Source organism: Sphingomonas sp. (assembly GCF_965200105.1).
In the GTDB taxonomy this organism is placed as follows: domain Bacteria; phylum Pseudomonadota; class Alphaproteobacteria; order Sphingomonadales; family Sphingomonadaceae; genus Solisphingomonas.
The window spans coordinates 1,478,473-1,504,758 of record NZ_CBDATN010000002.1; the positions used below are offsets into that span (position 1 = coordinate 1,478,473).

Sequence of the window (26,286 nt, forward strand, 5' to 3'; positions counted from 1 at the left end):
CAAGGCGCGTGGGCCGCAACCTTCACGACCGCGCCGGAACCGCAACGATCGCCGGCGGTTCAACCCCATCGTGGCTACCACCGCCGATAGCGCGCGCGCATCCGACGCGTCCCCTCCCCCGCCGCGCGGGCGACGCCCGGCGCGCTGGCACGCCCCGCTCGGCATCGGGCTTGGCATCCTCGGCTGCCTGCTCGGCCTGATCGTGCTCGCCTGGGCGGTGCTGTTCATCACCAAGGGCCGCTTCCTCAAGCACACCGTCGAGAATGTCGCGTCCAAATCGAGCGGGCGGCGGGTGGCGGTCGCGGGCGACTTCCAGCTTTACCTCGATCCGATCAACGTGAAGTTCGTGGCCGACGGCATCACCGTCTCCAACCCCGCTTGGGCCTCCAAGCCCAACTTCTTCCAAGCCGACCATGTTGACACGCGCATCTCAACGGTGCGTGCGATCTTCGGCCACTATCACGCCCGCTGGCTCAACCTGATCGGCGCAGGCATCGATGCCGAGTGGGACAAGGAGCACAAGCACAACACCTGGACGTTCGGCGCGCCCTCCAAGCCCGGCAAGCCGTTCGAGATGCCGACCGTGGACCAGGCGATGGTTGCGGGCACTACCGTGCGCTACCGCGATCCCTCAATGCGGTTGGCGACCGACATCGCATTCGACACCGTCCGCTCCACCGGCAAACGCATCGACAACGCGATTCGCGCACACGGCACCGGCACGGTCCGCGGCGAGCCGTTCAAGATGGAAGCAGCGCTGCTCTCGCCCAACTCGGCGATCGCGATGGGCCGCACGCAAGTGACGGCGGCAATCGACGCGGTCTCCAGCCACGCCGACATTACGGGCACGCTGCAAGGGCCGACAAAGATCGAAGGCGCCCAGCTCGACATCGGCCTGCGCGGGCCGAACATCGCCACCATCGGCACGCTCGGCGGCCTGGTGATCCCCGCTACCCGTGCATACCGCATCCGCAGCCACTTCACGATGGCCGACGGCAAATATCAGTTCACCAGGCTCAACGGCCGCGTCGGCGACAGCGACCTGTCCGGCCGCATGACAGTGTCGCTGCCGAACAAGCGCCCGACGATCGACGCGGATCTCCATTCCGACAAGCTGGACATCATCGATGTCGGCCCGCTGATCGGCTACGACCCCAAGACGGTCGCCAAGGGCGCCACCGCCGCTGCCACCACGCAAGGCACGCCGTCGGGCGGGCACCCGCGCATCCTGCCCGACGCGCCGTTGCGTGCCGAAGCGCTGAAGACGATGGACGCGCACGTACGCTACTCGGTGCGCGTGATCCGCGCGCCCAACGTGCCAGTATCGAACGTCGCGCTGACGCTGGACCTCGACCATAACCTGCTCAAGCTCTCGCCGCTGACGATGGACGTGGCGGGCGGGCACCTGGCGGCCGACATCTCGCTGAACGCGCGCGTGCCGGCGGTCGTCACCGATTACGACATCCGCATGTCGCCAACGCCGATGGGCCGCCTGCTCAAGGGCTTCGGCATGGCCGATCCGGGCACCACCGGCACGATCAAGGCGCGGATCAAGATGCGCGGCACCGGCGACAGCGTTCGCAAGTCGCTGGCGACCTCCAACGGCCGCATCGCGATCGGGCTGCCAGCGGGCACCTTCATCACCAGCTATGCGCAGCTCTCCGAGTTCGACGTCGGCGTGTTCCTGCAGAAGCTGCTGCAGGGCAAGCTCAAGCAGCCGATCCAGATTAACTGCGGACTGATCGCTTTCACCGTGAAGAACGGCGTCGCTACCACCGATCCGGTGCTGATCGACACCGACAAGAACGTGATGACGGCGACGGGCGGCTTCAGCTTCGTCGACGAGTCGCTCAATCTCACCTTCCGCTCGCGCGCCAAGAAGTTCTCGGCCTTCTCCGGGCAGGCACCGGCCTACATTAAGGGTTATTTCGGGGCGCCAGGCTTCTCGGTGGTGTCGCCGCAGCTCATCGGGCGTGCGGCGGCGGCGGTGGCGCTGGGCGTCGTCGCCTCGCCGATCGCCTCGGTGCTCGCCTTTGTGGATGTTGGCGCCACCGCCGACACCGCCTGCGGCCCGGTGCTGGCCGGCGCCACCACCGCCGCCCAGCACACGGAGGGTGGCAATCCGGTGAAGGGCATCAACGACAAGGGCGCCAACCGCGAACAGGCCGCCAAGCCGCGTAAGAAGTTCCTGGGCATCTTCTGACGGGCGACCGGCGAGGTTCACGGGCGAGACCCCGATGGTCCTGATCAAACGGCTGGTCATCCGATCCTGCGACGCGCCGAGCGACCCCCGACATCTAGCCGCCGAGCCGCTCCAGCACCGCGTCGAGCAGGCTCGCATCGCCGAGCGCGATGACGCGGCCGTCGCTCTCCGCGTCGAGCGGTCGCCCGCTCCAGTCGCGCAAGATTCCGCCCGCGCCCTCCACCACCGGCACAAGCGCGGCGAAATCGTGGAGCTTGAGGTTGGTCTCGATCACGCCGTCGAGCCAGCCGCTCGCCACCGCCCCGTAATTGTAGCAATCCCCGCCCCAAAGCGCGTCGCGAGCTTGACCTGCCACGCGCAGGTAGGCTGCATGCTCGGCCTCGTCGAAATGCGCCGGTGCGGTCGATCCGAAGCGCGCTTCGGCAAGTGCCGCGCAGGGGCGAACGCGGGCGAGCGCGTCGTTGAACGTGGTCGGGCGGCCGGCGGCGCCAACCCAGCGTTCGCGCAGGATCGGTTGATCGATGACCCCCAGCACCGGTGTCGCCTCCTCGACGAGCGCGATCAGCGTGCCGAAGATCGGCCGCCCGATCGCGAAGGCGCGAGTGCCGTCGATCGGATCGAGCACCCAGCGCCGAGCGGCACCGCCCCGCGTCACCCCATATTCCTCGCCGACGATGCCGTCCGCCGGTCGCTCCGTGTCCAGCACCGCGCGCATCGCCGCCTCCGCCGCGCAATCCGCAAGCGTGACGGGCGAAGCGTCCTCCTTGTGCTCGATGCCGAGCGCGCCACGGAAATAGCCGCGGATCGCGGTGCCGGCGGCATCGGCGAGGGCGTGGGCGAGGCGGACATCATCGTCGGTCATGGCCGCGCAGCGTAGCGCAGCGGGTCGCCCTCGGGTAGGCTCGCGGCATGCGGCCAGCAATCGTTCCGTGCCTGCGCTACGCCAACGCGCCGGATGCCATCCTCTTCCTGTGCGATGCGTTCGGCTTCCTGCCGCATGCCATCCACCTCGACGAAGGGGACCAGCGTTTCGTCCACCACGCTCAGCTCGTCCTCGACGGCAATATGGTGATGCTGGCGAGCACACCGCCGACGGGCGAGTGGGACCGCTTCGGCCAGCTCCTGCCGAGCGAGGCGGGCGGTGTCACCGCGACGCTCTACGTCGTCTTGGCCGACCCCGACGCGCATCATGCGAAGGCAGCGGAGGCAGGCGCCGAGATCCTCGCGGAGCCGCACGACAGTGACGGCTATCCGGGTCGCGGATACAGCGCGCGCGATCCAGAGGGCCATGTCTGGAGCTTCGGCAGCTACGACCCCTTCGCGCCGCCGCAAGACGCATAGCGGCCGCGCCTTCCGGACCGGCGCCGCTAGAGTGCGAGCGTTCGACGTCGGCTTCCCGTCCTGCTTGGTCTAGGATGGCGGCATGGCCCGCCACGGGCTCTCCCAACCGGAAGACCAAACATGACCGACCAGACCGTACCCGAGACCGAAGCCGACATCGGCGGCGCCACGACGCGCCGCCGTCCCAAGCCGGCCGTGCTGGAGGTGGGTGATCGCAAGCTCTCCCCCTCCACGCTGATGATGGGCCACGCCTTCGATCCGATGCTGTCGGAGGGCTCGCTCAAGCCGCCGATCTTCCTCACCTCGACCTTCGTGTTCGAGAGCGCGGCGGCGGGCAAGCGCCACTTCGAGGGTGTCACCGGCAAGCGGCCGGGCGGCAGCGAGGGGCTAGTCTACTCGCGCTTCAACGGGCCGAACCAAGAGATATTGGAGGATCGCCTGGGCATCTGGGACGGGGCGGAGGACGCGCTCGTCTTCTCCTCCGGCATGTCGGCGATCGCGACGATGATGCTGGCGCTGGTGAAGCCGGGCGACGTGATCGTCCACTCCGCGCCGCTGTACGCCGCCACCGAGACGCTGATCGGCCGCATCCTCGGCCGCCTCGGCGTCACCTGGCTCGACTTCCCCGCCGGCGCGACCGAGGCCGAGATCGAGGCGGTCGTCGCGCGCGCCAAGGCGCAGGGCCGGGTCGCGCTCGTCTATCTCGAGAGCCCTGCCAATCCCACCAACGCGCTGGTCGACGTCGAGGCGGTAGCGCGGGTGCGCGATCGCCTGTTCGCGGACGCGGAGGAGGCGCCGCCGATCGCGATCGACAACACTTTCCTGGGGCCGCTCTGGACGCGGCCGCTCGCCTCTGGCGCCGATCTCGTCGTCTACAGCCTCACCAAATATGCCGGCGGCCATTCCGATCTCGTGGCGGGCGGAATCACCGGCTCCAAGGCGGCGATCGCCCCCATCCGCATGATGCGCAACACGATCGGCACGATCACCGATCCGCATTCCGCCTGGATGCTGCTCCGCTCGCTGGAGACGCTGGAGCTACGCATGAGCCGCGCGGGCGAGAATGCCGCCAAGGTCTGCGCCTTCTTCCGCGATCATCCCAAGGTGGAGAGCGTCGGCTATCTGGGCTTCCTGCCCGAGGATTCGCGACAGGCCGACATTTATCGGCGCCATTGCACCGGCGCGGGCTCTACCTTCTCGCTGTACCTCAAGGGCGGCGAGCGCGAGAGCTTCGCCTTCCTCGATGCCCTCCGCATCGCCAAGCTGGCGGTGAGCCTGGGCGGCACCGAGACGCTGGCCTCGTGCCCGGCGGCGATGACGCACCTGTCGGTGCCCGATGCACGGAAGAGCGAACTCGGTATCACCGCCAACCTCGTCCGCATCTCGGTGGGAGTCGAGGACGCCGGCGATCTCATCGCCGACTTCGATCAGGCGCTCGCGGCGGTGTAGCGGCGGCGAAGCTCAGCCGCCCGAGCCCGTGCCGACGGCGCCGGCCCGGCCCTCGCAGGAGGTGGCACCGTTCGCGGACCGGACGGAGAAGCGGCCGTCGGCGCAGCGACCGCCTGTCGCCGGGGCCCCCGCCTGCGGGCGGGACGGCGCACCGCCGACGATGCTGGTGGAACCGGGTGTCGGATCGGTGAGCGCCGGGCTGCGCCCGAACGGCGAGGAGGAGAAGCCGCTGTCGATGCCGTGGAACGGCTCGGGCACCCCGCTGATCTGCGCGGCGGCAGGGGTGGCGATCAGGGCGGCAAGGAGGACGGCGGCGCGCATCGGGTGTCTCCGGATGATCTCCGTGCACCAATGGCCGGCGTGCGACGAGCGTTCCGGATCAGTGGCGGAAGTCGAGAATCGGCCAGCCGCGCTTCGTCGCCAGCGCGCGCATCCTGGGCGACGGCGTCGTGGCGAACGCCTCGTCCGCCCACGCCATCACCGGCGCGTCGGAGGCGTGATCGGAGTAGAAGCGGATGTGGCACTCACCGCGCGCGAGGCCCTGCTGCTCCATCCAGGTCTGCACCATGCGCAGCTTGGCCGGTCCGTAGCAGTTCTCGCCGTCGATCTTGGCGGTGATACGCGCGTCGATGCCGATGATCGAGTTGGTGGCGATCACGTCATCCATGCCTAGTCGTGCGGCGATCGCCCCGACGTACAGCCGGTAGGAGGCGGTGGCGAGAACGAGGCGATAGCCCGCCGCGCGATCTTCCGCCAAGCGGCGAAGCGCGCCGGGCAGCGTGTTGAGCGTGTAGGTGCGCTCGGCGAAGCTGGCGGTGACGGGTTCCAGCTGCGACCGGGTGATGTGGGCGCCGAGCAGAAGCCGCTGATTGACCTCCTTCAGCCGCGCGCGCGTGATGAGCTTGATCGCATAGGCGAGCATCGAGCCGAGCACGAGCGGCAGGAAGAGGAGGCGCCACGGCGCGCGGGCGAGCGCGGCGTGGATCAGGAAAGGCGTGTAGGTGCCCGTTCGCGTGATCGTGCGGTCCATGTCGTAAATGGCGAGCTTCACGCGCGGCCTCCCAGCACGCCCTCGGCGAGAGCCAAGTCTTCCGGCTTGTCCACGTCCACGGCGGCGAGCGGATCGGCGAGCGGGATCGCGCGCGCGGTCACCCCCAACCGGCGGCCGGCGCGGCGCACCGCCATCTCTAGCGTGATCGTGCGGGTGAGCGCGCGGACGAGCAGCGCCGGGCCGAAGCGCGCGATCAGCCGCCAGCCCTTCTTACGATCCTGCTCTACCTGCCCCCACGCGGTGAGCACCGGCAGCGCGGACCAGCCCTGGAGCCGGAACAGGTTGGCGCCCGTCCAAGCGCCGTCCTTGAAGCGCAGCCAAGTACGGCGCGTGTTCGGAAAGCGCGCCTCGACGACGCCGCGCTCCACGACGCCGACGGCGACGTCCACCCCGCCCGCGGCGGCGAGGAAGGCGGAGACGGTTGCCGGGGTGAGCAGCGGATGATCGGCTGTGGTAACGAACAGCGGCCGCCCCTCGCGCGCGATCTTCGCGACCGAGGCCGCGATGCCGTCGCCCGATCGTTCAACCGACACGCGCGGATCGGGGGCGAGCGCGGCGGTGATCGCGTCCACGTCCTGCGTCAGCACGCGCACTCGCTCGATTTCCGGGCAGGCGAGCAGCGTGTCCGTGACACGCGCCACCATCGCGCGGCCGGCGACCGGGATCAGCGCCTTGAGCGCGACGCCCCGCGAGGCGGCGAGCGGATCGGTGCCTGGCCGACGGCCGGCGAGCAGCAGCGCGGTCAGGCCAGCCACGACACGATCTCCGCTCCACGCGCACGCGCCGCGAACGCCTGCGCCAGCCGCACGAGGTGAAAGAGACAGGACGCGATCGTCCACGCCAGCACGGCGATCAACCCCCAATCGGGGCGGCCGGCGATCACGCTCGCCAGCAGGACCAACCAGTTGGGATTGCGCCGGGCCGTCACCAGCCGGAAGCGGCTGTCGGCGAGCCGCCAGACGTGGATGTGCATCCCGAACGCGCCGATGAACGCGCCCTCGATCAGCCGCTGCACGACGTAGCCGACGACGAGCAGGCCAAGGATCGTCCACAGCACGCCCGGCGCGAAGGCGAGATCCCACGCCGTCAGGCCGATCCCCCACGCCCAGTACCAGATCGGCGGATGGATCAGATCGGTGCCGTGATCCAGCAGGTGCCCGAACTTGGACGAGGTGCCGGTGCAGCGCGCGAGTTTCCCGTCCACGGTGTCGAGCACCATGAAAACGAGACCGACGATCAGCCCGGCGAGGAAGTGGCCCCGGTAGAACAGCAGGGTCGCCCAGACGCACAGCGCGAGGCCGATCGTCGTCACCATCGTGGGGCTGAGCCGCAGCGCGGCGGCCGCGCGCGTCAGGTGGAAGGCGGTGCCGCGCCACAGGTAGAGCGTCAGCAGATCGGTGACGCCCTTGTAGCTCGCGTCGTAGCTCGCGCGCTCGACGGCGGGCGCGGTGGCAGGCGTCAACGGCATGAGGTAGGCGTCGTCGCGCTTGCGCAACGTGGCGTTGTAGAGGCTGGTGCCGTCCTCGACGCGGCGGATCTCGGCGTCGGCGGGCACGTCGAGCGTCGCGCCGGCGCGACGGTGGACGAGCGCCGGGAAGCCGGCGATCGTGACCGCCGTGCCCGGCCGCGTCTTGAGCCAGCCCAGCCAGGCGGGATCCCAGCCGTAGCCGAGATCGGCGACGATCGTACCGTCCGTCCCCTCCCCCGCGACCAGCCCAGCGGCCCGCGCGAAGCGGCCGGCGCGCGTCGCGGGATCGAGCCCGAAGACGCGCGTGCCGTCGCCACCCGTGCCGATGAATCCCGTCGCCATCGCGGCCCCTTGGCAGGTTTTCGGGCGGCTTGCACCCGCCGAGCCGCGCTCCCCTCCTCGCGCCGGCTTGCCGCGCCGCGCGATCTCCTCCATCCTTGCTCCCGCATGGGCGACGAGGCCGCGGACTTCGGGCAAGAGGGCGGCACGCTCCGCTTCACCGGCGCGCTGACGCTCGCGCGGCTGGGCGACGTGCCGCGCCGGCTGGAGGCGCTGAACACCCAGCCGACCCGCGTCGATCTCTCCGCCGTCGAGCGGATGGACACGGTGGGCGCGTGGATCGTCCACCGGCTGGAGCGCGACCACGGCGTCCGCGTGGACGGCGCCGACGATCGCCAGCGCCGGCTGATCGCGAAGGTCGGCGAGGTCGACCGGCCACTGCCCATTCGGCCGAAGGGGCCAACCGGGATCACTGCGATGCTCGCCCATGTCGGAGACGCGACGACGGAGGCGGTGCGTACGCTGCACGGCCTGCTCGGCTTCTTCGGCGCGACGATGATCGCTGTGTGGCAGGTGATCCTCGAACCGCGCCGCTTCCGGGGCAACGCCGTCGTCCGGCAGATCGAGGTGGTCGGCGTCGACGCACTCGGCATCATCGGGCTCATGAGCTTCCTGATCGGCATCGTCATCGCGCAGCAGGGCGCGGTGCAGCTCCGCCAGTTCGGCGCGGAGGTGTTCACGATCAACCTGATCGGACGGCTGACGATGCGTGAGCTAGGCGTGCTGATGACGGCGATCATGGTCGCCGGTCGATCGGGCTCGGCGTTCGCGGCGCAGATCGGATCGATGCGGCTGGCCGAGGAGGTCGACGCGATGCGCACCATGGGGCTGCAGCCCATGCAGGTGCTGGTGCTGCCCCGCGTCGCCGCCACGCTGGTGGCGATGCCGCTGCTCGCCATCTACGCGATGCTCGTCGCGCTGGTCGGCGGCGGGCTGCTGTGCTGGCTGACGCTCGGCATCCCGCCCGTCACCTTCGTCAGCCGCATCCGCGAGGTCGTGCCGATGACCGATCTGTGGGGCGGCCTCCTCAAGGCGCCGGTGTTCGGGCTGATCATCGCGATAGCGGGCTGCTTCCAGGGCATGCAGGTGGAGGGCAATGCCGAGGAGGTGGGCCTGCGCACCACGTCCGCCGTCGTGCAGTCGATCTTCCTGGTGATCGTGCTCGATGCCTTCTTCGCCGTCTTCTACACCATGATCGGCTGGGTGTGAGCGGCGAGCCGATCATCCGCGTGCGCGGGCTGACCAACCGCTTCGGCGGGCAGACCGTGCACGACGGGCTGGACCTCGACATGACGCGGGGCGAGATCCTCGGCGTGGTCGGCGGATCGGGCACCGGCAAGTCCGTGCTGATGCGATCGATCATCGGGCTCCAGACGCCGGAGCAGGGACTGGTGGAGGTGTTCGGGGAGCCGACGCAGGGGCTGCGCGAGGCGGACGAGCGCGCGATGCGCGGCCGCTGGGGAGTGTTGTTCCAGGACGGCGCTTTGTTCTCCACGCTCACCGTCGCCGAGAACATCCAGGTGCCGATCCGCGAGTACTACCCGCGCGTTGATCGCACGCTGCTCGACGAGATCGCCACCTACAAGCTCGTCACCACCGGGCTGCCCGCCGACGCCTCCGTCAAATACCCGTCGGAGCTTTCCGGCGGCATGAGGAAGCGTGCCGGCCTCGCCCGCGCGCTGTCGCTCGATCCGGAGCTGCTCTTCCTGGACGAACCCACCGCCGGCCTCGATCCGATCGGCGCGTCCGCGTTCGACGAGCTTACGCGCGGGCTGAAGGAGACGCTGGGCCTCTCCGTCTTCCTCATCACCCACGACCTCGACACGCTCTACGCCATCTGCGACCGGGTCGCCGTGCTCGCCGACGGCAAGGTGGTGGCGGTGGGCACGATCCCCGAGCTGCTCGCGCTCGATCATCCCTGGATCCAGAGCTACTTCAACGGGCCTAGGGGACGCGCGGCGGCGGGCACGCGAGAGAGCCTCGACGAACCGGCCGGCGCTGAGGCATGACACGCTGATGGAGACCCGCTCGAACCACGTCCTGGTCGGCACCGTGGTGCTCGGCATCGTCGTCGCGGCGCTGCTGTTCATCGTGTGGATGGCGCAGATCGGCGGCGGCCATCAGAACAAGTACGACGTCTTCTTTCCAAACTCGGTGGAAGGGCTGGCGAAGGGATCGGCCGTCACCTTCTCGGGCGTACCGGTGGGCAAGATCGACGAGATCCGGTTGCTGCCGGACAACCCCTCCAACGTCCGCGTCCGCATCTCGGTCGACGATACGACGCCGATCCTGCAGGGCACCACCGCGTCGATCGCGGGCGTCGGCTTCACCGGCGTCAGCCAGGTGAACCTCCGTGGCGCGATCAAGGGCGCGCCGCCGATCGCCGCGCTGGGCCCGTTCGGCGTACCCGTGATCCCGGTCAAGGCGGGCGGCCTGGGCGCGCTGCTCGCCTCCGCGCCGCAACTCCTCGACAAGCTCACTACGCTCACCGATCGGCTGAGCGGCCTGCTCGACGACCGCAACCAGAATTCGATCCACCACATCCTCGCGAACATCGACTTGGTATCGTCGGCGCTGGCGGCACGGGGCGGCGACATCCAGCAGACGATGCGCAACGCCAACCGCGCGATCGCGCAGGCCGGTGACGCGGCGGAGAAGATCGGCCGGCTCGCCGACACCAGCAACCGGCTGCTCGACCAGCAGGGGCGGCCGCTCGTCGCGCAGCTCCAGCAGACCGTAGCGGCGGCGCGGCACTCGGCCGAGCAGATCGACGACCTGGTGGCGAAGGCCAAGCCCGGCGTCGTCCAGCTCACCACGCAGACCGCGCCCGAGGTCGACCGATTGGTACGCGACCTCTCGGAAATGGCCGACGCGCTGACGCAGACCGCCAACCGCCTCAACACCGCGGGCGCAGGCGGCGTGCTCGGCGGCGGCCGGCTCCCAGACTACAAGGGCAAGTGATGACCGCACGACGCACAGCGCCCGCCGTCCTCCTGCTGCTGGCCGGCTGCATCAGCCTCGGCCCGAAGCCGCCTGCCTCGCTGATCCGGCTCGATCCTGCCGAGCGCGCGCCCGCCGACGCGGGGCAGCCGCTCACGCCGGCGCGATCGGTGACGGTGCTGCCGCCTACCGCGGCGCAGGAGATCGCGGTGACGCGCGTTCCGGTGCGGTCGGGCGCCGCCCAGCTTACATACCTCAAGGGCGCGACCTACGCAGACCAGCCGACGCGGCTGTTCGGATCGATGCTGTCGGAGACGATCCGCGCGCGCACGGGACGGCCGGTGCTCGACGTACGCGGCTACAGCCTCGCGCCGGGGCTCAGGCTGTCGACACGGATCGTCGCGTTCGGCGCGGATGCGGACAGGCGCGAGGTGACGATGGTGGTCGACGCTTCGCTCCAGCCCGCGGGCAATGCCACGCCGACGCTGCGCCGCTTCGAGGCGCGCGCGCCCCTCGCGACGATCGACGCCGCAACGGTGGCGCCGGCACTCGATCGGGTGGCGAACGAGGTCGCTGCGCAAATGGCGGATTGGGTGGGACGCTAGCCGCGGTGCGCCTGCTCATCGACGGCGTCGCCTGGACAGTGATCCTGCTGGTGCTGATCCTGCTGCTGCTCAAGCCGTTCGTCTGGCTGCTCGGCTCGGTGCTGACGACCCTCAACGGCATCGGTAACTGACCTGGGGTCTACCCCAGGCTGCGCGTCACCTGCTCGAAGGCATCCTTGCTGAGCCCCGGCGCCGCCGCCAGCCGCTCCAGCTCCATCCGCATCAGCGCCGAGCGACCGGGCTCGAACCGCCGCCAGCGGCCAAGCGGCGGTACGAGGCGCGCGGAGGACTGCGGGTTGAGCCGGTCCGCCGCGAGGACCATGTCGGCCACGAAGCGGTAGCCCCGGCCGTCCGGCGCGTGGAAGGCATATTGGTTCGCGGCGAGGCAGCCGACCAGCGCCCGTAGCCGGTTGGGATTGGCGAGCGTGAAGTCGGCGTGGGCAGACAGCGCGATCGCCTCGTCCAGCGCCGTCTCGCGCATCGAGAGTGCCTGCGCGGAGAACCACTTGTCGAGCACCAGCGGATCGGCGCGGTAGCAATCGTGGAACTGAGCCAGCGCCGTCTCGCGCTCCGCCGAGGTGCCACTGGCCAGCACGCCGAGCGCGCCGAACCGATCGGTCATGTTGTCCGCCGCCTCGAACTGGCGGAGCGCGATCCCGGCCGCGTCGTTTGCGCCGGCCGCCGCGATGTAGCCGAGCGCCACGGTGCGGAGCCGACGCCGGCCCTTGGCCTCGGGCGAGAGCGAGAAGCCGTTGTCGCAGGCGGCCTGATAGGCGGCGCGCCACTCGGCATCGAGTGTGGTCGCGATGCGACGGCGCAGGCCTTCGCGCGCGGCCCGGACGGCGGCCGGATCGACGACAGCGAGCTGATCGCCCAGGAAGGCCTCGGAGGGCAGCAGCACCGTCTCGCCGACGAAGGCCGGATCGAGCTCGGCATCGGTGAGAGTGCGCGCGATCGCGTCGATCAGCGGCGCCTCATCGGGAGACCGCCCGTTGATCGCGGCGATGAGCGTATCGACCATGAGCTGCTGCATCGCCTCGCTGCGCGCGAACGGATCGTCGTCGTGCGCGGAGAGGAAGGCGAGATCGGCCGGCGTGCGATCGGTCTCGATCGTCACCGGCGCGGAGAAGCCGCGGTTGATCGACAGCACTGGCGGCTCCGTCACGCCATCGATGACGATCTCCCCTATTGCGTCGTCGAGCAGGTGGACGCGATCCGGCACGATGGCGGCGGCCGACGCGCGGCCGAACAGCGCGAGGCGGAGCGGGACCGGCATCGGCCGCTTCTCCGGCTGCCCCGGCGTCGGCGGAACCGTCTGGCGAAGCTCCACGCGCGCGGTGGCGGTGTCGGGATCGTGGCGGACGGAGGCGCGAACGCGCGGCGTGCCGGCCTGAGTGTACCACAGGCGGAACTGCGTCAGGTCCGCGCCATTCGCCTCCTCCATGGCGCGGACGAAGTCCTCGCAGGTGGCGGCGGTGCCGTCGTGATCCTTGAAGTAGCGGTCGCACCCGGCGCGGAAGCCCTCGTCGCCGAGCATCGTGTGGAGCATGCCGATCACCTCGGCGCCCTTGTTGTAGATGGTCGCGGTGTAGAAGTTCGAGATCTCGAGGTAGCTGTCCGGCCGGATCGGATGCGCGAGCGGGCCCGCGTCCTCGGGGAACTGGGCAGCGCGCAGCACGCGCACATCCTCGATGCGCTTGACCGCGCGGCTGCCCTGATCGCCCGAAAATTGCTGATCGCGATAGACGGTAAAGCCCTCCTTCAAGGAAAGCTGGAACCAGTCGCGGCAGGTAACGCGATTGCCCGACCAGTTGTGGAAATACTCGTGCGCGACCACGCCGGCGATCGCGTCGTAATCCGCGTCGGTCGCGGTCTCGGGATCGGCGAGGATGTAGCGCGAGTTGAAGATGTTCAGGCCCTTGTTCTCCATCGCGCCGAAGTTGAAATCGGAGACGGCGACGATGTTGAAGATGCCGAGATCATATTCGCGGCCGTAGACGCGCTCGTCCCACGCCATCGACGCCTTGAGCGCGGCCATGGCGTGGCCGGTGCGCGGCAGGTCCGCCTCGCGCACCCAGATGCCGAGCTGCACGGTGCGCCCCGACATCGTCGTGAAGCTGTCGCGGTTGGCGGCGAGATCGCCCGCCACCATCGCGAACAGGTAGCAGGGCTTGGGGAAGGGATCGTGCCATTCCGCCCAATGGCGGCCTTCTTCCACGCCCTCGCCGACCTTGTCGCCGTTGGCGAGCAGAACCGGGTAGCGTGCGGCGTCCGCCGTCATTCGCACCGTATAGGTGGCGAGCACGTCGGGGCGATCGGGGAAGAAGGTGATGCGGCGGAAGCCCTCCGCCTCGCACTGGGTGCAGAGCAGGCCACTTGATGCGTAGAGGCCCATGAGCTGGGTGTTCGACCCCGGATCGATCATCACCTCGGTGTCGATCACATGCTCGGCGCCGATCAGCGGGATCACCAGCCGGTCATCGTCGATCCGCCATTCGCCCGCGTCAAGCTCGACGCCGTCTACGGCGACCAGCGTCGGCCTCATGCCGGGCGCGCCGTCGAGCCGCAGCGGCTCGGGCGGCGCCAGCGGATCGGCGTTGCGGCGCACGTCGAGCCGGGCGCGCACCCGCGTCGCACGTGGATCGAGATCGACGTCGAGCCGCACCGCCGGGACGAGCCAAGCCGGAGGGCGGTAATCTCCGCGATGGACCGGGGTATGCGGGCGGGCGACAGCGGCGGGATTGTCCATGCGTCGCAATCTAATCGCTCGGCCGGCGAGTTCACGTCTTTTCGGGCGCGCCGGCCCGCGGCATGGACACCCATGATGCCGACCATGATGATCTTCGGCCTGGGTTATACCGCCGGCCGCCTCGCCGACCACTTGCGGGGGAACGGCTGGACCGTGCTCGCCACGCGGCGCGACGCCGGCGGCGATGCGATGGCGTTCGCGGATGAGGCGGCGGTGTTGCCCGCGATCGCGGCCGCCACGCACATTCTGTCGAGCGTACCGCCGGCTGACGGCGGCGATCCGGTGCTCGCGCGCTACCAGGCGGCGATCGCGGCAGCGGGCGCGCGGTGGATCGGCTATCTCTCCTCCACCGGCGTCTATGGTGACGCGGGCGGTGCCTGGGTGGACGAGGGCACGCCGCTCGCCGGCGCGCGCGTCGCGGGTCGGACGGCGGCCGATCTCGCCTGGCGGGCGGCGGGCGCGCGTATCTTGCGGCTGCCCGGCATTTACGGGCCCGGCCGCTCTGCCTTGGATCGTGTGCGAGAGGGCAAGGCGCACCGCGTCGCCATCGCCGGTCAGGTGTTCAGCCGCGTCCACGTCGACGACATCGTCGACGGCATCGTCGCCGCGTTCGACGCCCCGCCGGGCGCCTACAACCTCGCCGACGATCAGCCGACGAGCCAGAACGCCGTCGTCGAGGAGGCGGCGCGGCTGCTCCGCGTGGATGCGCCGCCGATCGTCGGCCTCGACACGCTGTCGCCGATGGCCCGGAGCTTCTACGCAGAGAACCGGCGCGTGGCGAACGGCCGGGCGAAACGCGTGCTCGGCTGGCGGCCGCGCTTCGCGGACTATCGCGCCGGGCTCGCCGACTGCCTCGCGCGCAGCGCGACCGCCAGTCCCGCCAGCGCGGCCGCGCAGCCCAGCGCCGCCTCCCACGACCAGCGATAGCCCTCGAACAGGGTCGACAGCAGCATTGCGATGGCCGGCGTCAGCACGCTCGTATAGGCCGCCCGCCCGGGTCCGACCGCATGGATCAGCCGAGCGTAAAGCGTGAAGGCGAGCGCCGAGCCGATCAGCGCCAGGTAGAGCGTGCCCCCCCAGTAGGCCGGCGAGGCGTCGAACACCGGCGAGCCGTCGAGCGTGAAGGCCACGCACGTATCGAACGCCGCACCCCACGCCATGCCCCATGCGACGAAGCTCGCCATCGGTATCGCGCGCGCCGGGGCGCTACCCTGCGCCACCTGGGCGATCGATGCGACCAGCACCGCGAACAGCGACCAGCCTATGCCCACCGCCAGCCTGTGAGCGGAAGGCGCGGCGTGCAGCTCGTGCGCGAACAGGAGCGCGATGCCCCCGAGCGCGATCGCCGATCCCGCGACGAAGCGCCGCGAAACTCCCTGCGCCAGGAAGAGGCGGGCGAGGATCGCGTTGGGCAACAGCAGCAGCGCGAAGACCACCGCGACGAGGCCCGAAGTGACGCTGCGCTCGGCCAGGTACACGCCGAAATAGTTAAGCGCGTACTGAGCGATGCCGTAGGCCGCCGCGAAGCCGTGCTGGCGCGGCGTGAGGCGGAGCGAAATGCCCGACACGCGGGCGTAAGCGAGCATCGCGGCAGCCGCGACGCCGAAGCGGTACGTCACCGACCAGGCAGGCGGCACCACCCCGAGCTGCCCGCGCACCACCAACCAGGTCGACGACCAGATCAGCGTGACGAGCACGAACGGCAGCGCCAGCTTCACCTGCCGCTCCGCCACCAGCGGGGCGGTGCCGGCGGTCGCGGCATCCATCACAGCGCGGCGAGCGCGGCGGCGAGCGCCCCGACATGGGCCGCGTCCTGATCCCAGCTCGTCACCAGCCGGATCTCGCCCGCCGCCCAGTCGTAGAACCCGAAACCCTGCGTGCGGAGCGTCGCCGCCTCCTCGGCGGTCGCGCGGACGAACAGCTCGTTCGCCTCCACCGGCAGCGCCAGACGATCGCCGGCGGCCTCCGCCAGCCGCGCGGCAGCGGCGTTGGCGGCGCGGCCGTTCGCCAGCCAGCGATCGTCCTCCAGCAGCGCGAGGATCTGCGCCGCCTGGTAGCGTCCTTTGGAGAGCAGGTGTCCGCCGCGCTTCAGCCGAACGCGCACCGTGTCCGCGAGATCGGGGGCGAACAGGATCAGCGCCTCCGCCGACAGCCCGCCATTCTTGATGAAGCCGAAGCTCAGCGCTTCCACGCCCGCGCGCCACGTCACCTCGCCGGGGTGGCAGCCGAGCCGCGCCATCGCGTTGGCGAAGCGCGCGCCGTCCACGTGGAAGCGCAGGCCGCACGCGCGCGCCGCCTCGCCCAGCGCCGCGACCTCGTCCGGCGTATAGACGAGGCCGTATTCGGTGGCATTGGTGACGGAGAGCGCGCGGGGCTGCACGCGGTGGACGTCGTCGCGGATCGCCGCGCGGGCGACGCGCACCGTGTCGGGTGTCAGCTTCGCACCCTCGCCGTTGAGCGGCATCAGCTTGGCGCCATGCGTGTAGAACTCGGGCGCGCCCGCCTCGTCGGCGTTGATGTGCGCGTCGGCGTGGCAGAACACGCCCTGGTGCGGCGCCACCAGCGCGGCCAGCGCCAGCGCGTTCGCCGCCGTGCCCGTCGTTACCCAGATCGCGGTGCAGGCCGTACCGAACAGATCGGAGAAGGCGCCGTCCAGCCGCCGGCTCCACGCATCGCCGTCATAGCCGATGTCCGGCGTGTCGGCCTCGCGCAACGCCTCCCAGATCGCGGGGTGGACCGTGGCGGCGTTGTCGGACTGGAACAGCATGGGCCGGGCCATAGGCCGGCGGCGGGAACGAACGCTAGAGCCAGTCGCGCCACTTGAACCAGGCGATCGGCAGCAGCGTCGTCACCACCATCAGCGCCACCGCCAGCGGATAGCCGAGATGCCAATCAAGCTCTGGCATGTATTTGAAGTTCATGCCGTACACCCCCGCGATCAGCACCGGCGGCACGCCCGCCACCGATGCGACCGTCAGCACCTTCACCACGTCGTTCTGCTCGATCGAGATGAAGGCGTTGGCGGCGTCGAGCAGCATGGAGACGCGGCTCGTCAGGCTGGTCTCGAACTCGTCGAGCGACTCGATGTCGCGGCGCACCGTCTCCAGCCGCTCGCGCAGGCCGTCGACGATCTTGGGCTGGCAGCGATCGAGCATGAAGCCCGCGATCCGCCCAATCGCCAGGAAGGCGTGGCGGACCTTAACCATCTCCTCGTTGGATCGGCCGATGCGGATCATCAGGCCGCGCAGCCGCCGCGTCTCGCGGCCGACCTTGTGACGTTTCCGGAGAGCTTGCGGATCGGAGAAGATCTCGTGACTGGATTCCGCCAGCGTCTCGGCGACGCGCTCCAGCCGGTCGGCGGCGCGATCGACGATGTCCTCCAGCAGGCGGATCATGATCTCGGGCGCGGAAAAGGTGCGCGGGCGGGCGCTCAATTCCTGATGCACCGTATCGAAGGTGCGAAGCTCGGCGAAGCGGATCGTCACCAGCCGTTCCGCCGACAGGATGAAGCCGGTCGGCACCATGACGAAGCCCTCGCCCTCGCGCGCGAGCAGCGGCGCCGACATGGTGAGCGTGCCGCCGTCCGATCGCAGCCGGCTCGACGCCTCGATCTCGGCGAGGCTGGCGCGATCGGGCACGACGATCCCCAGCCGGGCCGAGATTTGCGCCACCTCCTCCTCGGTGGGCTCCATGAGGTCCACCCAGCGCGCGCCGTCCAGCGCCTGGGCGTCGGCGCGAGCATCGGGCGGGGTGGAGCCGTCCTCGTCGTAGAAGCTGCGGAGCATCGCCTAGTCCTTCGTCGCCCCTGTGTTGGCAGGGGCCCATCTCCTTCTGTCCGACAGGAAGCAAGCGGCGGAAGATGGGTTCCTGCCCGCGCAGGAGCGACGCATCTTCGCGCTACGCATCGAGCCGCCACGCCACCACGGCACGTCCGGCGACCTCGACGGCGGTGCGGCCGTCGTCGAGCGCGGTGTCGCCCCACCAATCCTCGGGCAGCACGAGATCGTCGCCCTCGGCGCGCGCGTCGGCGGTGCGGATCGCGGCGAGGACGGTGAGCCGTGCGCCGTCGTGGACGCGCGCGAAGGCGATCGCCTGCCCGGCGCGTTCGCCCAAGAGCTGGATGCGCTCGAACCCGCCGTCGCGGAACAGCGCCTCATGCTCGCGGCGCAACGCGAGGAGATCGGCGATCAGCCGCTGCTTGGCCGCGCCGCTGCGCCAGTCGCGCGCGCCCGCGTCCAGCGCGCGTTCCAGCGCGGGGAAGTCGACGGGCGTACGGTTGTCGGGATCGACGAGGCTGAAGTCCCAGAACTCGCGGCCCTGGAAGCAATCGGGCACGCCCGGGACGGTGCAGCGCAGCGCCGCCTGCACCAGGCCCTTGGCGGCGCCGGGCTCGGCCAGCTCGACGAGCAGCGCGGTGGCGGCGCGGGCGAAGCGCGATCCGGGCTTGAGCAGCGTCTCCAGATAATCCTGGCAGGCGGCCTCGTAATCCTCGTCGGGCATCGTCCAGGAGGAGCGCAGCTTGGCCTCGCGCAGGGCCTTCTGCCACCACTGGCCGATGCGCTCCGCATACTTGGCCATGCCGTCAGCATCGTCGGGATCGAGATCGAGTGGCCAAGCGCCGACCAGCGTCTGGTGGAGCATGTCCGCATCGCCGGGGGCGACGCCCTGCGCCACCTTGCCCGCCCACTCGCGCGCGAAGGCGGCCCAACGCTCGGGCCGCTCGGTGATGATCGAGAGGCGCATCTGCACGTCCTCGCCGCGCTTGTGATCGTGCGTGGCGGTGGCGAGCATGGCGTTGGGATGATCGCCCGCGCGCTGCTCGATGGCGCGCGCGAACCAGGCGGCGCGCGAACCGAGATGATCGGGATCGAAGCCGACATTGTTGGCCGAGAGCAGCCGGCCGTAGCGGTAGAAGGCGGTATCCTCCACAGCCTTGGCGGCGATCGGCGCGGAGAGCTGCTGGAACTGGCGAACAGCCTCGCGGCGCAGATCGACGTCGCCCGGCCCCTCGCCCGCCAGCCAATCGCCGACGCGGGTGACGAGATCGGCGTCGGCGGGGCTGGCGAGCTCGCGACCCTTCGCCACCGCCGGATCGCGGATGGTGGCATCGAGCGCGGGGGCGGCATCGCCGGTGCCGTAGGTGCGATAGGCGTTGAAGCCGCAGATCAGGTCGCCGATCGCGCGACGGAGCGCGGGCTTGGCGATGTCGGACGTCGCCAAGTCGGACTGCGCGACCTTGAAGAAGGCGTTGGCGCAGGCATCCCACTGGCCCGCGAAGCCGTTGGCCAGCATCTCGCGCCGCGCCGCCAGCTCCTCCGGCGCGAACTCGGCCGGGCGGCCGCTGATCTCGTGCCACAACTCGCCGAGGCCGCTCGCGGCGCTGGGATCGTGGAGCAGGGTCGCGACGGTGTTCATGAAGTCGTAGCCGCTGGTGCCGTCGGTCATCCACTCGGGGTTGAGCCGCTCGCCCTCGCCGAGGATCTTCTCGACGACGATATAGGCCGGGCCGGGCGCCGCGTCCGTCGGGCGCCACTCGCCGGCGCTCTCCAGCTTGTCGCGCAGGCGACGGCAATAACCAGCTGGATCGGCGAGGCCGTCGACATGATCGACGCGCACGCCGTCGATCAGCCCCTGCGCGTAGAGCTTGAGCGGCAGCGCGTGGACGGCATCGAACACCTCCGCCTTCTCGACGCGGATGCCGGCCAATTCGGTGATGTCGAAGAAACGCCGCCAGTTGATGCGGTCCCCCGCCGTGCGCCACCAGGCCAGCCGCCAATGCTGGCGTTCGCAGAGTTCGTGCAGCGCCTCCGGCGTGGCGTAATCGCCGGGTTCGATGCCCTGATCCTCGTCGCGCAGCGGAAAGACATGCTCGCCATAGGCGGTGACGGCGAGGCCGCCGCCATCCACCTGCTCCACCTTGAGGTCGCCCGAGCGCAGCACCTCGGCATAGGGCGCGCCCAGGAACGGCGCGTAGACCTTGCCGTCGAGCGCTGGGTCGCCGGGGTGCCAGTCCACGTCGAACCAGTCGGCGTAACGGCCGCTCTCCCCATGCGCGAGGAGATCGAGCCACCACGCATTGTCGCCCTTGCCCACCGCGAGGTGGTTGGGGACGATGTCGAGGATGATGCCGAGCCCGGCGGTCTTGCACGCGGCGGCAAGCGCGCGAAAACCTTCCTCGCCGCCCAACTCCGGGTTGATCGTCATGGGATCGACGACGTCATAGCCATGGTTGGAGCCCGCGCGCGCGGTGCCGATCGGCGAGGCGTAGAGGTGGCTGACGCCGAGCTTCGCCAGATAGGGCACCAGCGGCGCCGCGTCGGCGAAGGTGAAATCCTTGTGGAACTGGATGCGGTACGTCGCGCGCGGGATCATCGGCGGGCCTCGTTGAGCGCGTCGGCGCGGTGCCGGACGGCAGGGTCTGCAAACAAGGTGTCGGCATCGGCGGCCAAGCGGCGGCGCCAGTTGGGATGCTCGTCCGTGGTACCGGGCAGGTTGGGTGCTTCCACAAGCCCGAGTAGATCCTCCACTGGCACGATCGCCAGCTCGCAGGCGGAGACCGCGACGAGACCGATCGCGGCGTCCACGGCGCGGGCGGGATCGGCTTCGGCCGGGCACTCGCCGTCCGCCACGCTCTCGTCGCGGGCGCGGTTCCACAGCTTACCACGATCAGCAGCGCGCTTCTCGGGCGTGTCGAACTCCAGCCCGATCTTCTCGCGCCAGCCGCGATCGACGCCCCCCCACCAGCCGGCGATCGGCGTCATGTCGTGCGTGGTCGTCATCGCCGCCGCCACCGGCCGCCAGCCGCGTGGGGACGCGAAGCCGCCGTCGCCCTCGCGCTCGAACATCAGCACGCCCATGCCGTAGAGCTGCTTCTCCGCCATGTCGTCGCGCAGACCGGCGGGCACGGTGCCGAGATCCTCGCCGATGACGACGGCGTTCGCGCGATGCGCCTCCAGCGCGAGCAGGCGGAGGAGATCGTCGAAGGGATAGCTGAGGTAGGCGCCATCGGCGGGGCTCGCGCCCTCCGGGATCACCCACAGCCGCTTCAGGCCGAGCGCGTGATCGATGCGCACCCCGCCGGCGTGCGCCAGCGCGGCGCGGACGGTGCGGAGATAGGGCTCGAACGCCTGGCCCGCGAGCGCCAGCGGCGAGAAGCCGGTGATGCCCCAGCCCTGTCCGCGCTCCTGATACTCGTCGGGCGGTGCGCCGATCGAGAGGCCGGCGATCAGCTCGGAGCGCCGGCTCCAGGCGTGGCTGCCGCCCCCGTCCAGGCCGACCGCGAGATCGGCGATCAGACCGATCCCCATCGTCTCGCGCGCGGCGGCCTGCGCGGCGGCCAGGCTGCGCGAGGCGAGCCATTGCAGCCAGAGGTGAAAGCGCACTTCCACCTCGTGCTTGCGCGCGAAGGCGGCGACGGCAGGCGCGTCCGGCTCGCGCAGTTCCTCGGGCCAGCCGAGAAAGCCGCCGCCGCCCTGCGCGTTGTCGATCGCCTCGAACAGCGCGTGGCCCCGCAACGGTTCGCCGCCTTCCGCCACGAAGCAGTCAAAGTCGGGATCGCCGCCGAACCTGTCGAAGCCGGCGCGCAGCCAGGCGAGGCGCGCGCGCGAGGCGGGCACCCAGTCGACCAGATCGCTGCCCGCCTCCTCGCCACCGTCGACGCCCGCCAGCGCGGGATCGACGTAAAGCGGGTTGAGGAAATCGCGCGAGGAAGGCGCATAGGGGCTGAAACGATCGGGCGACGCGGTGAACAGCGCGTGCGCCGGGCTGATCGCCAGCGCGTCCGCGCCCGCCGCGCCGGACGCGCGCGCGAACTCGGCGAGCGCGGCGAAGTCGCCGAAGCCCGAAGACGCCGTGCCGCGCAGCGAGTAGAGCTGCACGGCCGCGCCCCACGCCTTGTCGCGGGCAACGAGGTCACGGACGCCCGGCGCGCGCGGCGGCGCCACCGCGACGACGATCTCGCCGTCGTCACGCTCCAGCCGGTGGTAGCCGATCTCGTCGACCGCGAAGCCGCCGGGGTCGACGTCGCGCGCTTCGCCGCTCTCCAGCCGCAGCCGCGCGCGGCCACCATCAAGCGCGATCGTCTTGCCGGAGACGACGCTGACGAAGGCACTGGCCTGCTTCTGCTTGTCCAGCCGGCGTTCGCTGTCGGCGATCTCGGCATCGCTGTCCGCCGGCAGGCCCATCGCCGCCAGCACGCCGCGAAGCGCGTCGGGGCTGACCGTCTTCGGCTTGTCGGCATAGTCGCGCCAATCGGGCTGGAGCCCGGCGCGCTTGGCCAGCGCGCGGAGGCGGTCGTCGCTCATGCCTCCAGCCACGCCGACAGCGAGGCGGGCGCGAGCCGGCCATCCGCCACGCCGCCGCCGACGCTCGCCAGCGGCTCGCCCGCGTTGTCCACCGCCACGGGCGCGTCGCCGAGGTTGAGCGCGATCGTCAGCCGCGCGCCGTCGCCCATGCGCCAGCGCGCCAGCACCGCCTTGTCGCCGATCACGTCCGCGCCCTCGCCGCACGTACCTTCTAGGCGCGGCACGATATGCTCGCGCCTCAGCGTCAGCCAATCGCGGTAGAAGCCCTGCCACTCGTCCGCCTGCGGTCCGCGCGCGGGGAAGGAGGCGTCGAACGTACCCTTGGCGTTGGGGTCGGGGATTTTCTCACGATCCGCCTCGCTGGCGAAGGCGGCGAACTTCGCGAACTCCTTGCGGCGGCCGTTGCGGACGGCATCCGCGAGTTCGTCGTGGAAATCGGTGAAGAACAGGAAGGGCGCCTCGCTGCCCTCCGCATCGCCCATGAAGATGAGGGGGATCTGCGGGGATAGCAGCAGCAGCGCGGTGGCGGCGCGCAGCTTCTCCTTGGCCGTCAGCAGCGTCAGCCGCTCGCCGAGCGCGCGATTGCCGACCTGATCGTGGTTCTGGAGGAAGGAGACGAAGCGCGTGGCGGGGAGATGCCCACTGGGCTTGCCCCTCGGCTCGCCGTCATGATTGGGCGAAGGATCGCCCTGGTAGATGAAGCCCTGCGACAGGCAGCGGGCCAGCTTAGCCTCGGGCTCGTCCGCGAAATCCTGATAATAGGCGTCGCGCTCGCCGGTGAGCAGGACGTGCAGGACGTTGTGGAAATCATCGTTCCACTGGCCGTCGTACTTGCCCTCGGCGAGCCGTTCGGCGTCGTTGTTCTCGTTCTCCAGAACAAGGTGGACGTGGCGGCCCTCGGGCACTTGTCCGCGGATCGAAGCCGCTAGATCGTCGAGGAAGCCGTCGTTCCTAATCGCGTGCACGGCATCGAAGCGGAGCCCGTCGATGCGGTACTCCTCGATCCACATGCGCGCATTATCCTTGAAGAAGTCCGCTACTTGCGGCTTCTGGACGGCCACCGCACCGCCCCACGGCGTGTGCTTGCCCTCGTCGAAGAAGCCGGGCGCGTAGGCGTTGAGGTAGTTCCCGTCCGGCCCGAAGTGGTTGTAGACGACGTCGAGCAACACGCTGATGCCGTGGCCATGCGCGGCATCGATCAGCGCGCGCAGATCGTCGGGCGTGCCGTAGGTGGCGGCGGGCGCATACGGCAGCACGCCGTCGTAACCCCAGTTGCGCGTTCCCGAGAAAGCGTTGACCGGCATCAGCTCGATCGCGGTGATGCCGAGGGCGGCGAGGCCAACCAGGCGCTCGGCCACGCCCGAGAAGCCGCCGAGCAACCCGGCGTGGCATTCCCATAGCACGGTCTCCGCCCAGGGCCGCCCGCGCCAGTCCTGGTTCTGCCAGGCGTAGGCGGCAGGATCGACGACAAGGCTCCAGCCATGGACGTCGCCGTCCTGCGCGCGGCTGGCCGGATCGGCCACCGCCGTCTCGGCGTCGAGACGGTAGCGGTAGCGGGTGCCCACCCCCGCCGGCGCTTCCGCCTCGAACCAGCCGTCCGCAGCGGCCGTCATCGCCAACGGCGCGGCGCCGTCGATTTCCAGCGTGATGGCCTTGCGCGCAGGCGCCCAGATGCGGAAGCGCGCGCGGCCGGGCGCGGTGAGCGTCGCCCCCCAGGCGCTCATCCCGCCTGCCCCTCCTCCGAGGAGATCGAGCCGACATCGACGACCACAACGACCGAGCGATCCTTGACCTCGACCGTCTCGCCGACCTCGCGCTCTGGCGCGGTAGGATCGGCGCTGTCGATGACGAGATAACGCTCCTCCGTCAGGCCCGGCATGGTGAAGCTGATCGGCTCGGCACCGCCGTTCATCAGCATCGTCACGCTCTCCAGCGTGCCGTCTTTGCGCTTGCGCACGCGGCGCATGGTGAGCGCCTTGGCGCCGGGATTGCCCCAATCCTCATCGGAGAGATGCTCGCCGCGTTCGTCGAACCAATCGATGTCGAGCACGCCCGGCGCCACCTCCACCTTGCCGTGGAGGAAGTGGCTGGCGCGGACCAGCGGATAGTGCCGGCGCACGGCCGTCAGCCGGCGTACGAAGTCCGACAAGGCGTGACCCTCGTCGCTCTCCAGATGGTCCCAGTTAAACCAGTTGAGCTCGTTGTCCTGGCAGTAGGTGTTGTTGTTGCCCTCCTGCGTGCGGCCGAACTCGTCGCCGCCCAGGATCATTGGCGTGCCCAGCGACATCAGTAGCGTAGTGAGCATCGAACGGATGACGCGCCCGCGCGTCCCAATGATCGCCGGATCGTCGGTCGGCCCCTCGACGCCCCAGTTGCACGAGTTGTTGTCGTCGGAGCCGTCCTTGTTGTCCTCGCCATTGGCTTGGTTGTGCTTGCCCTCGTAGGAGGCGACGTCGGCCATCGTCTGGCCGTCGTGCGCCGTCACGAAATTGACGGACGCCCACGGCCGCCGCGCACGCTCGTCGAACAGGTCGGCGGAGCCCGCGATGCGGCTGGCGAAATCGGAACGCTGGCCTTCGCCCTTCCAGAAAAGCCGCGTCTCGTTCCGGAACTTGTCGTTCCACTCGGCGAAGCCCGGCGGGTGGTTGCCGAGCTGGTAGCCGCCCGGGCCGATGTCCCACGGCTCGGAGATCAGCTTCAACTGGTTGAGCACCGGATCCTGGCGCAGCACGTCGAAGAAGCCCGATCGCGGATCGAAGCCGTTGTCGCCGTCGCGCCCCAGCGTGCAGCCGAGATCGAAGCGGAAGCCGTCGACGTGGAAGCTCTCCGCCCACCAGCGCAGCGAATCCGCCACCAGTTGGAGCACGCGCGGGTGCGAGAGATCGAAGGTGTTGCCGGTGCCGGTATCGTTCACGCAGTAGCGCGGCTGATCCTTCACCGACCGATAATAGGCCTTGTTGTCGAGGCCGCGGAAGGACAGCGTCGCGCCCTTCTCCGATCCTTCGGCGGTGTGGTTGTAGACGACGTCGAGGATCACCTCGATTCCGGCGCGGTGCAGCGTGCGGATCGCGTTGCGCAGCTCGTCGGCATCGCCCGTCGCCATGTAGCGCGGCTCGGGCGCGAAGAAGGCGAGCGTGTTGTAGCCCCAGTAGTTGACGAGGCCCTTCTCCTGAAGGTTCCTGTCCTGCACGAAACCGTGGATCGGCAGCAGCTCCAGCGCGGTGACGCCGATGCGCTGGAGGTGATCGATCACCTTGGGATGGGCCAGCGCCTTGTAGGTGCCGCGCTCCGCCTCGGGCACGTCCTGCAGAAGCTGGGTCAGCCCCTTGGCGTGCGCCTCGTAGATGATCGTCTTGGTCCACGGCGTCTTGGGACGGCGATCGTCGGACCAGTCGAAATTGTCCTGCACCACCACCGCCTTGGGCATGGCGTGGGCGCTGTCGCGCTCGTCGAAGGTGAGGTCCGCGTCTTCGTCGGTGCTGACGGTGTAGCCGTGCAGCGTGTCGTCCCACACGACCTCGCCGTCGAGCTTCTTGGCGTAGGGATCGAGCAGCAGCTTGTTGGGATTGAAGCGGTGGCCGTTCTCGGGCTCGTACCGCCCATGCGCGCGGTAGCCGTAGCGCAGGCCGGGCCGGGCATCGGGCAGGTAGCCGTGCCACACCTCGTCGGTGCACTCGTTGAGCGCGAGACGCGTCTCGGTGCCGTCGTCCCCGAACACGCACAGCTCGATGCCGTCGGCATTGCCCGAGAACACCGCGAAATTGACGCCGGCGCCGTCATAGCTGGCGCCGAGCGGATACGGCTGACCGGCGCGCAGCCGGTCGGGGAAAACGTCCAA

Annotated in this window: 22 protein-coding genes; 9 read left to right on the forward strand and 13 right to left on the reverse strand. The window is 70.0% G+C overall.

The genetic code is table 11. The annotated features are described in order from the left end of the window. Positions 1-70: 70 nt before the first annotated feature. Positions 71-2,203 carry an AsmA family protein gene (locus ACOFKX_RS08550; protein ID WP_419826579.1) on the forward strand — a complete coding sequence of 711 codons (2,133 nt, stop codon included), beginning with the start codon at positions 71-73 and terminating at the stop codon, positions 2,201-2,203. A gap of 94 nt (positions 2,204-2,297) precedes the next feature. Here the strand turns inward: ACOFKX_RS08550 and ACOFKX_RS08555 are convergent, their stop codons facing one another. Further along, on the reverse strand, positions 2,298-3,065 hold the full coding sequence (locus ACOFKX_RS08555; RefSeq protein ID WP_419826580.1) for an inositol monophosphatase family protein: 768 nt from the start codon (positions 3,063-3,065) through the stop codon (positions 2,298-2,300). A gap of 47 nt (positions 3,066-3,112) precedes the next feature. Here ACOFKX_RS08555 and ACOFKX_RS08560 point away from each other — a divergent pair, with 47 nt between their 5' ends. After that, positions 3,113-3,544, forward strand: coding sequence for a VOC family protein (locus ACOFKX_RS08560; protein ID WP_419826581.1), 432 nt, complete (start codon positions 3,113-3,115; stop codon positions 3,542-3,544). 120 nt (positions 3,545-3,664) lie between these two features. Next, a complete protein-coding gene (locus ACOFKX_RS08565; protein WP_419826582.1) occupies positions 3,665-4,993 on the forward strand; it encodes a cystathionine gamma-synthase family protein in 1,329 nt (442 codons plus the stop codon). 12 nt (positions 4,994-5,005) lie between these two features. Here the strand turns inward: ACOFKX_RS08565 and ACOFKX_RS08570 are convergent, their stop codons facing one another. From ACOFKX_RS08570 to ACOFKX_RS08585, 4 genes are read right to left on the reverse strand one after another with little or no spacing between them, the layout of a single operon-like run. After that, the gene (locus tag ACOFKX_RS08570; protein WP_419826583.1) at positions 5,006-5,314 is read right to left on the reverse strand and encodes a hypothetical protein; all 309 of its coding nucleotides are present in this window, start codon (positions 5,312-5,314) and stop codon (positions 5,006-5,008) included. A gap of 58 nt (positions 5,315-5,372) precedes the next feature. Beyond that, positions 5,373-6,044, reverse strand: a complete 672-nt coding sequence (locus ACOFKX_RS08575; protein ID WP_419826584.1) for an HAD family hydrolase — start codon at positions 6,042-6,044, stop codon at positions 5,373-5,375. Beyond that, positions 6,041-6,799: a nucleotidyltransferase family protein gene (locus tag ACOFKX_RS08580; RefSeq protein ID WP_419826585.1), complete on the reverse strand. Its 759-nt coding sequence runs from the start codon at positions 6,797-6,799 to the stop codon at positions 6,041-6,043. The genes ACOFKX_RS08575 and ACOFKX_RS08580 overlap by 4 nt, the downstream gene beginning before the upstream one ends. Beyond that, a complete protein-coding gene (locus ACOFKX_RS08585; protein WP_419826586.1) occupies positions 6,787-7,854 on the reverse strand; it encodes a CDP-alcohol phosphatidyltransferase family protein in 1,068 nt (355 codons plus the stop codon). The genes ACOFKX_RS08580 and ACOFKX_RS08585 overlap by 13 nt, the downstream gene beginning before the upstream one ends. Before the next feature lie 105 nt (positions 7,855-7,959). On the opposite strand from ACOFKX_RS08585, the gene ACOFKX_RS08590 reads away from it, so the two are divergent. Genes ACOFKX_RS08590 through ACOFKX_RS08610 form a run of 5 tightly spaced genes read left to right on the forward strand, consistent with a single transcriptional unit; the run spans position 7,960 to position 11,527 of the window. Further along, on the forward strand, positions 7,960-9,060 hold the full coding sequence (locus ACOFKX_RS08590; RefSeq protein ID WP_419826587.1) for an ABC transporter permease: 1,101 nt from the start codon (positions 7,960-7,962) through the stop codon (positions 9,058-9,060). Further along, on the forward strand, positions 9,051-9,860 hold the full coding sequence (locus ACOFKX_RS08595; protein WP_419827385.1) for an ABC transporter ATP-binding protein: 810 nt from the start codon (positions 9,051-9,053) through the stop codon (positions 9,858-9,860). The genes ACOFKX_RS08590 and ACOFKX_RS08595 overlap by 10 nt, the downstream gene beginning before the upstream one ends. A 7-nt stretch (positions 9,861-9,867) precedes the next feature. Then, positions 9,868-10,812 carry an MlaD family protein gene (locus tag ACOFKX_RS08600; RefSeq protein ID WP_419826588.1) on the forward strand — a complete coding sequence of 315 codons (945 nt, stop codon included), beginning with the start codon at positions 9,868-9,870 and terminating at the stop codon, positions 10,810-10,812. Beyond that, a complete protein-coding gene (locus ACOFKX_RS08605; RefSeq protein WP_419826589.1) occupies positions 10,812-11,396 on the forward strand; it encodes an ABC-type transport auxiliary lipoprotein family protein in 585 nt (194 codons plus the stop codon). Before ACOFKX_RS08600 ends, ACOFKX_RS08605 begins: the two co-directional genes overlap by 1 nt. 5 nt (positions 11,397-11,401) lie before the next feature. Beyond that, the gene (locus tag ACOFKX_RS08610; protein WP_419826590.1) at positions 11,402-11,527 is read left to right on the forward strand and encodes a hypothetical protein; all 126 of its coding nucleotides are present in this window, start codon (positions 11,402-11,404) and stop codon (positions 11,525-11,527) included. Between the two features lie 8 nt (positions 11,528-11,535). On the opposite strand, the gene pepN is transcribed toward ACOFKX_RS08610, so the two are convergent. Further along, positions 11,536-14,145, reverse strand: a complete 2,610-nt coding sequence (gene pepN, locus ACOFKX_RS08615; protein WP_419826591.1) for an aminopeptidase N — start codon at positions 14,143-14,145, stop codon at positions 11,536-11,538. 75 nt (positions 14,146-14,220) lie between these two features. On the opposite strand from pepN, the gene ACOFKX_RS08620 reads away from it, so the two are divergent. Continuing rightward, complete coding sequence (locus ACOFKX_RS08620) at positions 14,221-15,072, forward strand: SDR family NAD(P)-dependent oxidoreductase (protein ID WP_419826592.1); 852 nt, start codon at positions 14,221-14,223, stop codon at positions 15,070-15,072. On the opposite strand, the gene ACOFKX_RS08625 is transcribed toward ACOFKX_RS08620, so the two are convergent. The 7 genes from ACOFKX_RS08625 to glgX all read right to left on the reverse strand — a co-directional run bounded on the left by ACOFKX_RS08625 (position 14,973) and on the right by glgX (position 26,286). Further along, positions 14,973-15,911 (reverse strand): DMT family transporter, encoded by a 939-nt coding sequence (locus ACOFKX_RS08625; RefSeq protein WP_419826593.1) that lies wholly within the window; start codon positions 15,909-15,911, stop codon positions 14,973-14,975. The genes ACOFKX_RS08620 and ACOFKX_RS08625 overlap by 100 nt on opposite strands. After that, the gene (locus tag ACOFKX_RS08630) at positions 15,911-16,912 is read right to left on the reverse strand and encodes a threonine aldolase family protein (protein ID WP_419826594.1); all 1,002 of its coding nucleotides are present in this window, start codon (positions 16,910-16,912) and stop codon (positions 15,911-15,913) included. Before ACOFKX_RS08630 ends, ACOFKX_RS08625 begins: the two co-directional genes overlap by 1 nt. 34 nt (positions 16,913-16,946) lie before the next feature. Beyond that, positions 16,947-17,930 carry a magnesium transporter CorA family protein gene (locus ACOFKX_RS08635; RefSeq protein ID WP_419826595.1) on the reverse strand — a complete coding sequence of 328 codons (984 nt, stop codon included), beginning with the start codon at positions 17,928-17,930 and terminating at the stop codon, positions 16,947-16,949. Between the two features lie 112 nt (positions 17,931-18,042). Beyond that, on the reverse strand, positions 18,043-20,517 hold the full coding sequence (treY, locus tag ACOFKX_RS08640) for a malto-oligosyltrehalose synthase (RefSeq protein WP_419826596.1): 2,475 nt from the start codon (positions 20,515-20,517) through the stop codon (positions 18,043-18,045). Further along, positions 20,514-22,448, reverse strand: a complete 1,935-nt coding sequence (gene malQ / locus ACOFKX_RS08645; RefSeq protein ID WP_419826597.1) for a 4-alpha-glucanotransferase — start codon at positions 22,446-22,448, stop codon at positions 20,514-20,516. The genes treY and malQ overlap by 4 nt, the downstream gene beginning before the upstream one ends. Beyond that, positions 22,445-24,172, reverse strand: a complete 1,728-nt coding sequence (gene treZ / locus ACOFKX_RS08650; protein WP_419826598.1) for a malto-oligosyltrehalose trehalohydrolase — start codon at positions 24,170-24,172, stop codon at positions 22,445-22,447. Before treZ ends, malQ begins: the two co-directional genes overlap by 4 nt. After that, a complete protein-coding gene (gene glgX / locus ACOFKX_RS08655; protein WP_419826599.1) occupies positions 24,169-26,286 on the reverse strand; it encodes a glycogen debranching protein GlgX in 2,118 nt (705 codons plus the stop codon). The genes treZ and glgX overlap by 4 nt, the downstream gene beginning before the upstream one ends.